Origin of the sequence: Nocardioides pini, assembly GCF_026712185.1 — a bacterium.
Taxonomy (GTDB): domain Bacteria; phylum Actinomycetota; class Actinomycetes; order Propionibacteriales; family Nocardioidaceae; genus Nocardioides; species Nocardioides pini.
Genome location: NZ_JAPPUX010000001.1, coordinates 380,710 through 393,185, shown reverse-complemented (window position 1 = coordinate 393,185; position 12,476 = coordinate 380,710). Strand labels below are relative to the sequence as shown.

Here is a 12,476-nt window from a genome sequence, read left to right as displayed (position 1 = left end):
TCAGCCCTTGATCTCGGTCCAGGCCTGGGTCCAGTCCTGGTAGGTCGTGCACGTCACGTCGGTGCGGCCGTCGAGGCACTCCTCGATCGGGGTCGTCCAGTAGTGGATCTGCTCGGCGTAGGACTCGTCACCTGCGTGGTAGGTCTCGCAGAAGCCCTTGCTCGTCAGGTCGCACGCCTTCTCGTTGGCCGGGGCCTCGCCGAACCACTCGGCGACGGCTGCGTTGGCCTCGGGGCTGATGATGTGGTTCATCCAGCCGTACGCGCAGTTCGGGCTCTCGGTCGACGCCTGCACCATCCAGGTGTCCGACCAGCCGGTTGCTCCCTCGTCGGGGAGGATCGCCTCCACGGGGGCCTTCTCGTCCTTCGCCAGGTTCGCGATCACCTGCCACGTGGTGCCGACCACGGAGTCACCCGTCTTGAAGGACTGGATCTCCTTGAGGTAGTCCGACCAGTACTCGCCGATGTCCTCGCGCTGCTTCTTGAGCAGGTCGACCGCCGCCGCCAGCTGGTCCTCGTCGAGGGCGTAGGGGTCCTTGATGCCGAGGTCCGGCTGCGTCTCCATGAGGTAGAGCGCGGCGTCCGCGATGTAGATCGGTGAGTCGTACGCCGTGACCTTGCCGGAGTACGACGACGCGTCGTCGAAGACCGCGCTCCAGCTCGTCGGGGCGGGGGTGACGACGTCGGTGTTGTACATCAGGAGGTTGGCGCCGTAGCCGTGCGGGACGCCGTACATCTGGCCGCCGACCGAGTTCCAGTCGCGGTCCTTCAGGAACGGCCACACGTCGGCGTAGTTCGGGATCAGGTCGGTGTTGACCGGTGCCACGTCACCGCCGGCGATGAGTCGCAGCGACGCGTCGCCCGAGGCGGACACCACGTCGTACTGACCCGTCTTCATCAGGTTCACCGCCTCGTCGGAGGTGCCGAAGTACTTGACGTCGACCTGGCAGCCGGTCTCCTCCTCGAAGGGGGTCACCCAGTCGACGGACTTGTCCGTGGAGCCGTCCTCCGCGTAGCCGGGCCAGGCCAGCACGCTGAGGCTGTCCTCGTAGTCCCCGACCTCGTCGGCCATCGGGATGTCCGGGGCGGTGAAGCCTCCCTGCGCCTCCGTCCCGGTGGCGCTGTCGCCGTCGTCGTCGCCGGAGGACGTGCCGCAGCCGGTGAGCGCGAGCGTGAACGCCGCGGCGAGCGCGGCGAGCCTGGTGGTCTGCTTCATGACTTCTCCTTCTCGTGGGACTGCTGCACCTGCTGTGTGTCGCCCGAGAGCTCGATGACGTGCTCGTCGGCCCACCCGACGGTGACCTGCTGGCCCCGGCGGCCCATCGCCTGCTCGGTGCTGTCCCGGAGGTTCTGCTTCAGCACGGTGAGGGTCGGGCCGGCGTCGAGGTCGACGAGGTAGTGGTTGACCGAGCCGAGGTAGACGACGTCGGCGACGGTCCCCCGGGCGGTCGTGTTGCCGGACTCGACGTCGGAGTCGAGGTGGATCTTCTCCGGGCGGATGCTGAAGGTGCCCGTGCGTCCGAGCACCGCCGCGGCGGCGTCCCCGCTGAGCAGGTTGGAGGTGCCCACGAAGCCGGCGACGAAGGCGGTGCCGGGGCTCTCGTAGAGCTCCGCGGGACTCGCGACCTGCTCGATGCGGCCCTCACTGAAGACGGCGATCCGGTCGCTCATGGTCAGCGCCTCCTCCTGGTCGTGGGTCACGAACACGAAGGTGATGCCGACCTCGCGCTGGAGGTCCTTGAGCTCGAGCTGCATCGCCCGGCGGAGCTTGAGGTCCAGCGCGCCGAGGGGCTCGTCGAGGAGGAGCACCCGGGGACGGTTGACCAGAGCCCGCGCGAGCGCCACGCGCTGGCGCTGGCCGCCGGAGAGCTGGGTGGGGCGGCGGCGGGCGAGCTGTCCGAGCTGCACGGACTCGAGGGCCGCCATGGCGCGGTCACGGCGCTGCGAGGCCGGCACCCTCTTCACCCGCAGGCCGTACTCCACGTTGGCGAGCACGTCCATGTGCGGGAACAGCGCGTAGTCCTGGAACACGGTGTTGACGTCGCGGGCGAAGGGGGGCCGCCCGGTGACGTCCTCGCCGGCGAGCAACACCCGGCCCGCGCTGGGCAGCTCGAACCCGGCGATCATCCGCAGCACGGTCGTCTTGCCGCTGCCGCTCGGACCCAGCATGGAGAAGAACTCCCCGTCCTCGATGCGCAGGTCGAGGCCGTCCACGGCCGTGACGCTGCCGAAGGACTTGGTCAGGCCGACCAGCTCGACGGCCGGGGTGCTCATGCAGCTTCCTCCACCACGCTCGGGACGACGGAATGCGTTGCGAAAGTCAGACTAGGACCTTCGATCCCGCACTGAACATCATCACGAGATCACGATTCGGCACAGGAACTCCGGCCTGGTGGTCCATACCAGGAGGCCGTCCGGGACCCCCCGGACATGCAGCAGGGCCCCCGCCGGAGCGGGGGCCCTGCTGGTGGTGCTGCGGGGACGGACCGATCAGAAGTCCATGCCGCCCATGCCGCCCATGTCGCCACCGGGCATGGCCGGCGCCTTCTCGGGCTTGTCGGCCACGACGGCCTCGGTGGTGAGGAACAGCGCGGCGATCGACGCGGCGTTCTGCAGCGCCGAGCGGGTGACCTTGGCCGGGTCGATGATGCCCTCGGCGATCATGTCGACGTAGTCACCGGTCGCGGCGTTGAGGCCGTGACCCGGCTCGAGGTTGCGCACCTTCTCGGCGATGACGCCACCCTCGAGGCCGGCGTTGACGGCGATCTGCTTGAGCGGGGCCTCGGTGGCCTTGCGGACGATCTCGGCACCGGTGGCCTCGTCGCCGGTCAGCTCGAGCTTGGCGAACGCGGCGTCGGCAGCCTGGACGAGCGCCACGCCACCGCCGGCGACGATGCCCTCCTCGACCGCAGCCTTCGCGTTGCGGACGGCGTCCTCGATGCGGTGCTTGCGCTCCTTGAGCTCGACCTCGGTGGCCGCGCCGACCTTGATGACGGCCACGCCGCCGGCCAGCTTGGCGAGGCGCTCCTGCAGCTTCTCGCGGTCGTAGTCGGAGTCCGACTTCTCGATCTCGGCGCGGATCTGGTTGACCCGGCCCTCGATCTGGCCCTGGTCGCCCGCGCCCTCGACGATGGTGGTCTCGTCCTTGGTGATGACGACCTTGCGCGCCTGGCCGAGCAGCTCGAGACCGGCGGACTCGAGCTTGAGGCCGACCTCCTCGGAGATGACCTGGCCACCGGTGAGGATCGCGATGTCCTGGAGCATGGCCTTGCGGCGGTCACCGAAGCCCGGCGCCTTGACGGCGACGGAGCGGAAGGTGCCCTTGATCTTGTTGACGACCAGGGTCGACAGCGCCTCGCCGTCGACGTCCTCGGCGATGATCAGCAGCGGCTTGCCGGACTGCATGACCTTCTCCAGCAGCGGCAGCAGGTCCTTGACCGTCGACACCTTGGAGTTGGCGATGAGGACGTAGGGGTCCTCCAGCACGGCCTCCATGCGCTCGAGGTCGGTGGCGAAGTAGGCCGAGATGTAGCCCTTGTCGAACCGCATGCCCTCGGTCAGCTCGAGGTCCAGCCCGAAGGTGTTGGACTCCTCGACGGTGATGACGCCTTCCTTGCCGACCTTGTCCATCGCCTCGGCGATGATCTCGCCGACGGTGGTGTCAGCGGCGGAGATCGACGCGGTGGACGCGATCTGCTCCTTGGTCTCGACGTCCTTCGCCATGCCGAGCAGCTGCTCGGAGACGGCGGCGACGGCGGCCTCGATGCCACGCTTGAGGCCCATCGGGTTGGCGCCGGCCGCGACGTTGCGCAGGCCCTCGCGGACCATGGCCTGGGCCAGGACGGTGGCGGTGGTGGTGCCGTCGCCAGCGACGTCGTCGGTCTTCTTGGCGACCTCCTTGACCAGCTCGGCACCGATCTTCTCGTAGGGGTCCTCCAGCTCGATCTCCTTGGCGATCGAGACACCGTCGTTGGTGATGGTGGGGGCGCCCCACTTCTTCTCCAGGACGACGTTGCGGCCCTTCGGGCCCAGGGTGACCTTCACCGCGTCAGCGAGGGTGTTCATACCCCGCTCGAGGCCGCGGCGGGCCTCCTCGTTGAAAGCAATCAGCTTCGGCATGACTCTTCGCGATTCCTGTCGACGTGAGTTCTGTGGGTGCGACACCTGGCGGGCTGCCCGCGACGGACGGTCCCGCTCGGCCGGCGATCCATTCCCGCCGGCGTCGGGGACCTCAGCGTCACCTGGGTCGTTGTCACTCTCGTGAGGAGAGTGCCAACGTCATGTTTAGCACTCGCCCCATGAGAGTGCAAACGTCAGGTCCCGGGAGGAGTGGCGCGCGCCGGGGTGCGCGCGCCGCTCCTCCTCCGTCGGCTCAGGGCATCTCGATGAGCTTGATCCCCTCCGTGACCGCATTGATCGCCGTGGCGAAGATCGGACCGAGCTCCGAGCCGCTGGCGGCGCAGTAGTAGTAGTCGCCGTCCTTGTTCTCGGCCGTGCGCTCCGCCGACGTGGAGCAGTCGCTGTCCGCCCGGCTGGGCGCCCCGGTCGGACCGGCAGAGGCGGACTCGGCCAGGTAGTCGCGCACCCACGGCGAGCGGGGCGTGCGGCCGCCCGGCTTCTCGCACGACGCCGAGCGGGCATCCCCGAAGCCGATCACCAGGACCGTGACGCCGCGCCCCTTGGCCTGCTCGGCGACGTCGGTCAGGTTCTCGCAGCCCTTCTTCCCCTTGCCGTTGCCGTAGGTGTTGCGACCGGCGCCCACGTCGCCCGCGCTGGTCATCGACGTGCTCCCTTCCTCGAGCAGCTCGTCGGGCTGGCCGTCGGTCTCGAAGATCAGCACCTTCTTGGGCGTGCCGGGACGCTTGGGCAGCGAGCCGAGGTTGTTCGGGTCGAGCCCGAGGAGGTACCGGGCGGCACCCTTGAACGCCGACGCGAGGTGGGTGCCGTAGCTGCCGGTCGACAGCCCCGGCACGGCGCCGTTGGGCATGCACCTCACGCCGCGCACCAGCTTGCTGCTCGAGCTGATCGGCGAGTCGCGGTTGGCGCGGTAGTCGTTGGTGAAGTCGATCGCGATCCACGTGCCGCCCTTGGCGCCGTCGGCTGCCGTCGTGGCCGCGGTGGCGCAGGTCGACGTGGCCTTGCTCTTGTGCATCGCCCCGAACGCGACGTAGTGGAGCGTGGGGTCCATGACGCCCAGGCTCTCGACGATCGCGGCCTGCATGTCCTCCCGGTCGTCGTCGGCCATGCTCGTCGTGCGGTCGGCCATGAAGACGACGTCCATCGGGTTGGGGAGCGTCTCGCCGCACGACCCGCGGCAGGCCGAGGACGCCACCGAGCCGGTCGAGCCCCGGTCGTGGCCGATGATGGGCGCGAAGTCGAAGTCGACGTCCTTGGAGTCGGTGACCCGGATCGTGTTGCACCGGGCCGTGACCGGGCACGGCACGGAGCAGATCTTCGTGTTGCACCGCACCTGGGCGCTCGAGTAGGTCCCCGGGTCGCACGTCGCCGGGATCTGCCCCGCAGCCACCTGCTTGCCGGCGCCGGTGGAGGCGACGACGCAGAACAGCTCGGTGTCGGGCGTCATCTCCGGGTCCTGTGTCCTGGCCATCGTGACGGCCCAGGTCTTGGCGGCGGCCCCGCTCGCCGGCAGCTCGAAGGCACCGGCGTGCGCGGCCGAGTCGACGTGGTCGTGCAGCTTCTGTCGTTCCATGGCGAGGGAAGAGATGTCCACGGCCAGCGCAGCACAGGCGAAGATGACGATCGCGAGCAGGCCGACGAGGACGGCCACCGCTCCCGTCTCGTCCTGCTCCTGCCGTGCGCGCGCCTCGAGCGCGCGCCTCACTCGATCCTCATCTGGCTGGTCTTGGACAGCGTCAGGCTCGACGACACCGCCTTGCCCATCGGGGTCAGCCACGCGTGCTGGTAGGTCGCCGTCACCACGGCGACGCCACCCGAGGCGTGGTTGGCGTCCCACGACCCACAGGTCCCCCCGAGGGGCGTCGTGCACGAGACGGTGACGGTGACCTTCCCCTTCAGGTCGGACAGCGAGTCGTTGACCGCCTTGTCGACCTCGCTCTTGCTGGCGCTGAGGCTGGCGGCCCGCACCCCCTCGCGGGTGGCGTTGTTGAGCATCGTGTAGCGGTTGATCGCGAACCCGAGGTCGATGATCGAGAACAGGACCGCCAGCAGGACGGGCACGACGAGTGCGAACTCCACTGCTGACGCCCCGCGATCCCCGCGTGGGCGTGAAAAGGGCATGACTATTTCCTCCCGCAGGTGCGACGCGCGAGAGAACGCTCCCGGACGTCGCGAAGGTTGTGCGGTGATCCGGCACGGATGACGGATCACCGGCCCTGCCCGCACCCCCCAGCGCAGGCAAGACGAGGGCAACCTAGCGCGAGGGGTGCATGCCCCACCCCCCGGACGGGGATTTGTTTGCCGACCTGTCTAGACCCGTCGGTCAGCGGCTGCCGGACCGCGCGTCGAGGAGGTCGGCGAACGGCTCGGCGTTGGCCGGTGACACGTCGAGGTAGAGACCCGGCTCGATGAGCTCGAGCTCGCTGACGACCCACCCGCCGCCCCAGCGCAGCAGGTCGACGCGCAGGTAGTCCATCGGCCGGCCGAAGCGCTCGGCCATCGCGTCGTACGCGCCCATCACCAGGTCGCCGACGTCACCGGTCTCGACGGCGCGCACCCGGCCGCCGAACTCCTCGTTGACGCGGACGTCGCCCTCGCCGGGCAGCTTGTCGAAGCGCTGGCCCAGTCGCCCGTCGAGGACGTAGACGGATGCCTCGCCGTGCGTGTGGATCGACTCCACGAGCGGCTGGACCACCCACGGTCCGTCCACCTCGGGGTAGTCGGCGTGGCTGCGGACCGGGCGTCCCAGGCGCGGGTCGTCGGGGTCGGTGACCACGAGCAGCCCGGCTCCGCCGGCACCGACGCGGGGCTTGACGACCGCGGTGCCGAAGTGGCGAACGGCGTCGGCCAGCCCGGCGCGGTCGTCGGCGAGCAGCGTGGGCACCGCGGGCAGGTCGCCGAGCTCGGTGAGGTAGCGCTTGTCGTGGTTCCAGCTGAAGACGTCGGCGCCGTTGAGCAGGCGGGCCTGGTCGAGCGAGGCCGCCCATGCGAGGAACTCGGCGTGGCGCGTGACGTAGTCCCAGGTCGAACGCACCGCGACCAGGTCGCCGGCGTCCCAGTCCACGGATGGGTCGTCCCAGCGGACCCAGGCGAAGTCGGTGCCCCGGGCGCGGAGCGCGGCGTCGAGGGCGGGCGCGCCGGGCTCCCCCTGCGGCAGGTCGCCGCTGGTCGCGAGCAGGACGTTCATCAGTCGTCGGAGTCGTCGGAGTCGTCGGAGTCGCCGGAGTCGCCGGGCAGCTCGGAGGCGCCGTAGAGCTCGTGCGCGACGCGGTCGCGGTTGGTGCCCTCCCGGTTGTCGCCCTTCTCGATGATCACGAGGTTGTGGTAGCAGTGCACGGCCCGCACCCACTGGTCGGTGTAGGTGGGCTCGTAGCCCTCGACGAGGAACTCCTCGTGGTTGAGGCCGTCGACGAGGTCCTTGACCAGGTCCATCGAGGTGCCCGGCGCGCGCGGGTCGAGCTGACCGCCCCACGCCGGCCAGTAGGAGGTCTGGGTGTCCTCGATGCAGTAGATGGCGCCGTCGGGGAGCAGCGGGAACAGGATCCGGAACGACTCGCGCACGTGGGCCGGGATGTGGCTGCCGTCGTCGATCACGACGAGGGGCGCACCCTGCTCCTCGATGATCCGGTGCAGCACCTCGGGGTCCGTCTGGTCGCCGAGGTAGGTGTGGATGTGGCCCCGCGTGAGCCACGACTTGTCCTCGATGTCGAGACCCACGATGCGCGCCTTCGGGAAGAACCAGCGCCACATCTTCATCGAGGCGCCGCTCTTGCGGCGCTTCTTGTAGCCGCCGATCCCCAGCTCGAGGAGGGTGAAGGACTCGCCGCGCAGGTGCTGCAGGTGGCGCTCGTAGTGGGGGGTGTACTTGTGCACGCCCCACTTGTCGGTGCGGAACTCGATGGCGAGCTCGGTCAGGTTGCTGGCCAGCAGCCGGCGACGGCGCTCCGCCTTCGGGTCGAGCGGCGGGGGCTCGACCGGCACGGGCGATGCCTGCATCCTGCCGGCCTTCTTGGCGGCCTTCTTGACGGCCTGGCCGGCTCGTCGAGCAGTGGTGCGCACCCGGGAACCCTAGCCTGACCCGCCCACCTCGGGTGCGTGGTGCCCGGATGGCACGTCGGCCACCACGCCGAGGGCCGCGAGGACGGACGGGAGCATCGCCTTCGCCGTGCGCTTGTAGCCGCGCGCGCTCGGGTGGAAGCGGTCGAGGCTGAACATCTCCTCGGGGAGGGTGGCAAAGAACGGACCCACCACGTGCGCCAGCGAGACGACCCGTGCCCCGCGGGCGAGGGCCGCCGTCCGCTGGGCCTCCGCGAGCTGTCGCGAGGCCAGCGAGCCGAGCGCCCGCAGCGGCTGCGGCACCGGCCGGAGCGCACCGAGGTCCGGGCAGGTGCCGACGACGACCTCCGTGCCGCGACCGCGCAGGTCGTCGACGGCCTCGGCCAGGTGGCGTACGGACTCCGCGACCGGCACGCGGTGGGTGACGTCGTTGCCGCCGACCACGATGACGGCCACGTGCGGGCGGTACCCGGGCGGCAGGGAGGCGAGCTGTCCGGCGAGCATGCTGCTCTCCGCGCCGACCACGGCCGCCGTCCGGAGCCGCACCGACCGGCCGGCGTGGGAGGCGATGCCGCGGGCCAGCCGGCCGCCGAGGGTGTCCTTGGCCCGATCCGCTCCGAGTCCCGCGGCGATCGAGTCGCCGAGCACCAGCAGGTCCACGGGCTCGCCGTGCTTCTTCTTGTAGTGCCGGTCGGCGTCCGGCGCCTGCTCCCCCAGCGGCTTGCCGATCGCGCGGCGGGCCTGGGCAGCCTGGCGCTGCAGCAGCTCGCGGGCGCCGTACGCCGTCCCTCCCGCGAGGCCGCCGAGCACGGCCAGCGCGACGCCGGCCCGGGTCAGGTGTCTGCTTCCCACGCCCCCTGTGAACCAGACGGTCCTGAACGGGCACACAACCGCGGTCGACCCATGGCCCAACAGCACCCCACAGATGGGGCGATGTACTCAGGACAACCCGGCGCCGACGCGCCACGGTGGAGGCATGACCGACACCTCGCCACGAGCCCTCCCCACCCGACCGGTCGCACCGCACCAGCTCGCCTGGCTCCGCCGCGAGCTCACCGACTGGACCGCCGAGGGCCTCATCAGTGACCAGCAGGCCGCGCGCATCGCCGCGCGCTACCGCTCCGAGCACCACGCCCGCATCAGTGTCGGCCGGGTGCTCCTCTACCTCGGCGGCGGCTTCGTCGGCGTGGGTCTCATCTGGCTGGTCGCGGCCAACCTCGACGAGCTCTCGCCGCTCGCGCGCTTCTGCGCCGTCGCGGCCCTGTGGCTGGCCTTCCTCGTCGGAGGCGAGTGGCTCGCCGCCCGCCACGCCTCACCCCCGCTCGTCGGCGCCGCGCGGCTCCTCGCCGCCCTGGGGGCCGGCGCCATGATCTTCCAGGCGGCGCAGTCGCTCCAGGTCCCCGCCTACGAGCCGCGCCTGGTCGGGCTCTGGGCGGCCGGGACCCTGCTCCACGGCTACCTGACCCGGTCCCACGTGCCGTTCTTCGTCGGACTCGTCACCGGCGTCACCTGGTGGTTCTGGCAGCCGCTGTGGGACGCGCCCGACGGCCTCACGATCGTGCTCCTCTTCGGGGCCGGCGCCGTCCTCGCGACCAGCCTGGCCGTCCTGCACGACGGCTGGATCGACTCCTACGCCTGGGCGTGGCGCACCGTCGGTGGCGCGATGGCACTGCTCGCGCTCTTCGCCGCCGCCATCCCCGACATCGGCTCGGACGGGATCGAGTGGACCACCTGGCTGGTGGTCGCGCTGGTCGTCGCCGGGGTCGCCGCGCTGGCCGCGGTGCTCACGCGCCCCGGCTTGCGCGTCCTGGAGCCCCTCGGCGCGGTGCTCGTGCTCCTCGTGGCCACCCTCATCGGGCTCTGGACGACGGGCACCGACACGACGTCGGTGGACGCCGCGGACTGGGCCCACGCCGCCGTCGCGGTCACCGCCTACGTGGTCCTGGCCGTCGGGCTGGTCGCGCTCGGCACCGTCCGCGACCACCAGCCACTGATCTGGATGGCGATGGTCGGACTGGTCGTCTTCACGACCTTCCAGAGCTTCGCCGTCTTCGCGCCGATCGTCACCGGCGCGTGGCTGTTCGTGGTGCTCGGCACCGTCTTCCTCGGCACCGGCTTCCTCTTCGACCGGGCCCGCCGGCAGCTCGCCCACGCCCTCGACGGCGACTCGCCCACCACGACCCGGAGGACCGACCGATGAACCGCACCCTGACGACCGCCGTGATCGCCGTGAGCCAGCTCGCGCTCGTCGGCCTGGCCGTGGCGCCGCAGCTCTCCGCCCGGCTGACGGGCGACACCTACCTGGTGCGTGTGGCGCCCGTCGACCCCGTCGACCCGCTCCGTGGCGCCTACGTCGCGCTCGACTACCCCGACCTGCGTCACGACTCGTCGCAGTCCTTCGTCGAGCCCGGCCTCGGCTCGCTGGACGACGGGGAGTCCGGCGACGTCTACATCTCCCTGGTCGAGGAGGACGGCGTGTGGGTGGCCGACGGATGGTCCCGGACGCGCCCCGACGACGGCCCCTACCTCGCGTGCGACGACCGGTCGTGGCAGGTCAGGTGTGGCATCGAGAGCTGGTTCCTCCCGCAGGAGGACGCCCAGCGGGCCGAGGACCTGCTGCGCGACGGCGCGGTGGCCGAGCTGCGGGTCGACGACCGCGGCCACGCCGCCGTGGTCGACGTACGCGCTCCGTGACGCGCGCGCCGGTCAGCCTCCTGCGACCGCCGGGATCACCGAGATCTGCACGCCGTCGGGGGTGGCGGTCTGGAGCTCGTCGAGGAACCGCACGTCGTCGTTGCCGACGTAGACGTTGACGAAGCGGCGCAGCTGGCCCGCCTCGTCGAGGATCCGTCCCTTGATGCCGGAGTAGTTGCCGTCGAGGTCGTCGAGCACGGCCGACAGGGTGTCGCCCTCGGCGCTCACCTCCGACTCGCCGCCGGTGTAGGTGCGGAGGATGGTGGGGATCCGGACCGAGACGCTCATGTCTCTCTCTTCCTCTCAGAGGACCTTCGACGCCACGAAGGCGTCGTAGGACGGGGCGATGGTGGCGGCGGGGCCGACCCGGTCGGCGACCGCGTCGAGGGTCTTGAGCCCGTGGCCGGTGTTGATGACGACGGTCTCGAGCGAGGTGTCGAGCCGGCCCGTCTCGACGAGCTTCTTGAGCACGCCGACGGTCGTGCCCCCCGCGGTCTCGGTGAAGATGCCCTCGGTGCGGGCCAGCAGCACGATCGCCTCGCGCACCTCGTCGTCCGAGACGTCCTCGACCGCGCCCCCGGTGCGGCGGCAGACGTCGAGGACGTAGACGCCGTCGGCCGGGTTGCCGATCGCCAGGCTCTTGGCGATGGTGTCGGGCTTGACCGGTCGGATCGCGTCGGTCTCGGCCTTGTAGGCCACGGACACCGGCGAGCAGCCGGTCGCCTGGGCACCGAAGACCTTGTACGGCTTGTCCTCGACGAGGCCGAGCGTGATGAGCTCCTGGAACGCCTTGTCGACCTTGGTGAGCTGCGAGCCGGAGGCCACGGGGATGACGACCTGGTCGGGCAGCCGCCAGCCGAGCTGCTCGGCGATCTCGTAGCCCAGCGTCTTGGAGCCCTCGGCGTAGAAGGGGCGCACGTTGACGTTGACGAACGCCCAGCCCTCCTCCTCGCCGGCGATCTCCGAGGCGAGCCTGTTGACGTCGTCGTAGTTGCCGTCGACCGCGACGAGCTTCTCGGTGAAGACCGCCGAGTTCACCTTCTTCGGCGTCTCCAGGTTGCTCGGGATGAACACCACCGTGGGGATCCCGGCGCGGGCACCCGCCGCGGCGACGGCGTTGGCGAGGTTGCCCGTCGAGGGGCAGGCGAAGACCTTCGCGTCGAGCTCGCGGGCGGCGCTGAGCGCGCAGGCGACCACGCGGTCCTTGAAGGAGTTGGTCGGGTTCGTCGAGTCGTCCTTGACCCACAGCTTCTCTAGGCCGAGCTCGCGAGCGAGGTTCCGCGCCTCGAGGAGGCGGGTGAACCCGGGCTCGGTGTTCGGGCTCTCCTCGATGTCCGAGGGCACCGGGAGCAGCGCCTTGTAGCGCCAGATGTTGCGGGGGCCGGCCGCGATCTCCTCGCGGGTCACGGCCGGGAAGTCGTAGGCCACCTCGAGCGGCCCGAAGCACTCCGGACAGGCGTACGACGGGCCGAGCGCGACCTCGTGCCCGCACTCGCGGCAGGCGAGCGAGCGGGCGTTGCCGAAGGCGCCCTCCCGCAGGCCCGTGCCGGTCGCCGTGGTGGTGCTGTCGTCCAGCAGGGTGCTCATGAA

The 12,476-nt window shown here is 70.7% G+C and carries 12 protein-coding genes; 2 read left to right on the top strand and 10 right to left on the bottom strand.

Going from position 1 to position 12,476, the window contains the following annotated elements:
* The 8 genes from NYO98_RS01915 to NYO98_RS01880 form a co-directional block, all read right to left on the bottom strand.
* The gene (locus tag NYO98_RS01915; protein ID WP_268109835.1) at positions 1-1,215 is read right to left on the bottom strand and encodes an ABC transporter substrate-binding protein; all 1,215 of its coding nucleotides are present in this window, start codon (positions 1,213-1,215) and stop codon (positions 1-3) included.
* On the bottom strand, positions 1,212-2,273 hold the full coding sequence (locus tag NYO98_RS01910; protein ID WP_268109834.1) for an ABC transporter ATP-binding protein: 1,062 nt from the start codon (positions 2,271-2,273) through the stop codon (positions 1,212-1,214). The genes NYO98_RS01915 and NYO98_RS01910 overlap by 4 nt, the downstream gene beginning before the upstream one ends.
* A 216-nt stretch (positions 2,274-2,489) precedes the next feature.
* Positions 2,490-4,118: a chaperonin GroEL gene (gene groL / locus NYO98_RS01905; RefSeq protein ID WP_268109833.1), complete on the bottom strand. Its 1,629-nt coding sequence runs from the start codon at positions 4,116-4,118 to the stop codon at positions 2,490-2,492.
* A gap of 253 nt (positions 4,119-4,371) precedes the next feature.
* The gene (locus NYO98_RS01900) at positions 4,372-5,841 is read right to left on the bottom strand and encodes a TadE/TadG family type IV pilus assembly protein (RefSeq protein ID WP_268109832.1); all 1,470 of its coding nucleotides are present in this window, start codon (positions 5,839-5,841) and stop codon (positions 4,372-4,374) included.
* Complete coding sequence (locus tag NYO98_RS01895; RefSeq protein WP_268109831.1) at positions 5,838-6,215, bottom strand: TadE/TadG family type IV pilus assembly protein; 378 nt, start codon at positions 6,213-6,215, stop codon at positions 5,838-5,840. The genes NYO98_RS01900 and NYO98_RS01895 overlap by 4 nt, the downstream gene beginning before the upstream one ends.
* 244 nt (positions 6,216-6,459) lie before the next feature.
* On the bottom strand, positions 6,460-7,323 hold the full coding sequence (locus NYO98_RS01890; RefSeq protein WP_268109830.1) for an ATP-grasp domain-containing protein: 864 nt from the start codon (positions 7,321-7,323) through the stop codon (positions 6,460-6,462).
* Complete coding sequence (locus tag NYO98_RS01885) at positions 7,323-8,195, bottom strand: hypothetical protein (RefSeq protein WP_268109829.1); 873 nt, start codon at positions 8,193-8,195, stop codon at positions 7,323-7,325. Before NYO98_RS01885 ends, NYO98_RS01890 begins: the two co-directional genes overlap by 1 nt.
* Before the next feature lie 9 nt (positions 8,196-8,204).
* The gene (locus tag NYO98_RS01880; protein ID WP_268109828.1) at positions 8,205-9,044 is read right to left on the bottom strand and encodes an SGNH/GDSL hydrolase family protein; all 840 of its coding nucleotides are present in this window, start codon (positions 9,042-9,044) and stop codon (positions 8,205-8,207) included.
* Between the two features lie 124 nt (positions 9,045-9,168).
* Here NYO98_RS01880 and NYO98_RS01875 point away from each other — a divergent pair, with 124 nt between their 5' ends.
* Positions 9,169-10,392, top strand: a complete 1,224-nt coding sequence (locus NYO98_RS01875) for a DUF2157 domain-containing protein (protein WP_268109827.1) — start codon at positions 9,169-9,171, stop codon at positions 10,390-10,392.
* A complete protein-coding gene (locus tag NYO98_RS01870) occupies positions 10,389-10,886 on the top strand; it encodes a GDYXXLXY domain-containing protein (protein WP_268109826.1) in 498 nt (165 codons plus the stop codon). The genes NYO98_RS01875 and NYO98_RS01870 overlap by 4 nt, the downstream gene beginning before the upstream one ends.
* A gap of 12 nt (positions 10,887-10,898) precedes the next feature.
* Here the strand turns inward: NYO98_RS01870 and NYO98_RS01865 are convergent, their stop codons facing one another.
* Together NYO98_RS01865 and thrC are read right to left on the bottom strand one after the other, a co-directional pair.
* Positions 10,899-11,174 (bottom strand): MoaD/ThiS family protein, encoded by a 276-nt coding sequence (locus NYO98_RS01865; protein ID WP_268109825.1) that lies wholly within the window; start codon positions 11,172-11,174, stop codon positions 10,899-10,901.
* 15 nt (positions 11,175-11,189) lie between these two features.
* Positions 11,190-12,473: a threonine synthase gene (gene thrC, locus NYO98_RS01860; protein WP_268109824.1), complete on the bottom strand. Its 1,284-nt coding sequence runs from the start codon at positions 12,471-12,473 to the stop codon at positions 11,190-11,192.
* Positions 12,474-12,476: the final 3 nt, after the last annotated feature.

Bases quoted from the DNA above. Each gene is read 5' to 3' on its own strand.
- NYO98_RS01915 (WP_268109835.1), bottom strand. From the start codon at position 1,215: ATGAAGCAGACCACCAGGCTCGCCGCGCTCGCCGCGGCGTTCACGCTC.
- NYO98_RS01910 (WP_268109834.1), bottom strand. From the start codon at position 2,273: ATGAGCACCCCGGCCGTCGAGCTGGTCGGCCTGACCAAGTCCTTCGGC.
- groL (WP_268109833.1), bottom strand. From the start codon at position 4,118: ATGCCGAAGCTGATTGCTTTCAACGAGGAGGCCCGCCGCGGCCTCGAG.
- NYO98_RS01890 (WP_268109830.1), bottom strand. From the start codon at position 7,323: ATGAACGTCCTGCTCGCGACCAGCGGCGACCTGCCGCAGGGGGAGCCC.
- NYO98_RS01875 (WP_268109827.1), top strand. From the start codon at position 9,169: ATGACCGACACCTCGCCACGAGCCCTCCCCACCCGACCGGTCGCACCG.
- NYO98_RS01870 (WP_268109826.1), top strand. From the start codon at position 10,389: ATGAACCGCACCCTGACGACCGCCGTGATCGCCGTGAGCCAGCTCGCG.
- NYO98_RS01865 (WP_268109825.1), bottom strand. From the start codon at position 11,174: ATGAGCGTCTCGGTCCGGATCCCCACCATCCTCCGCACCTACACCGGC.
- thrC (WP_268109824.1), bottom strand. From the start codon at position 12,473: ATGAGCACCCTGCTGGACGACAGCACCACCACGGCGACCGGCACGGGC.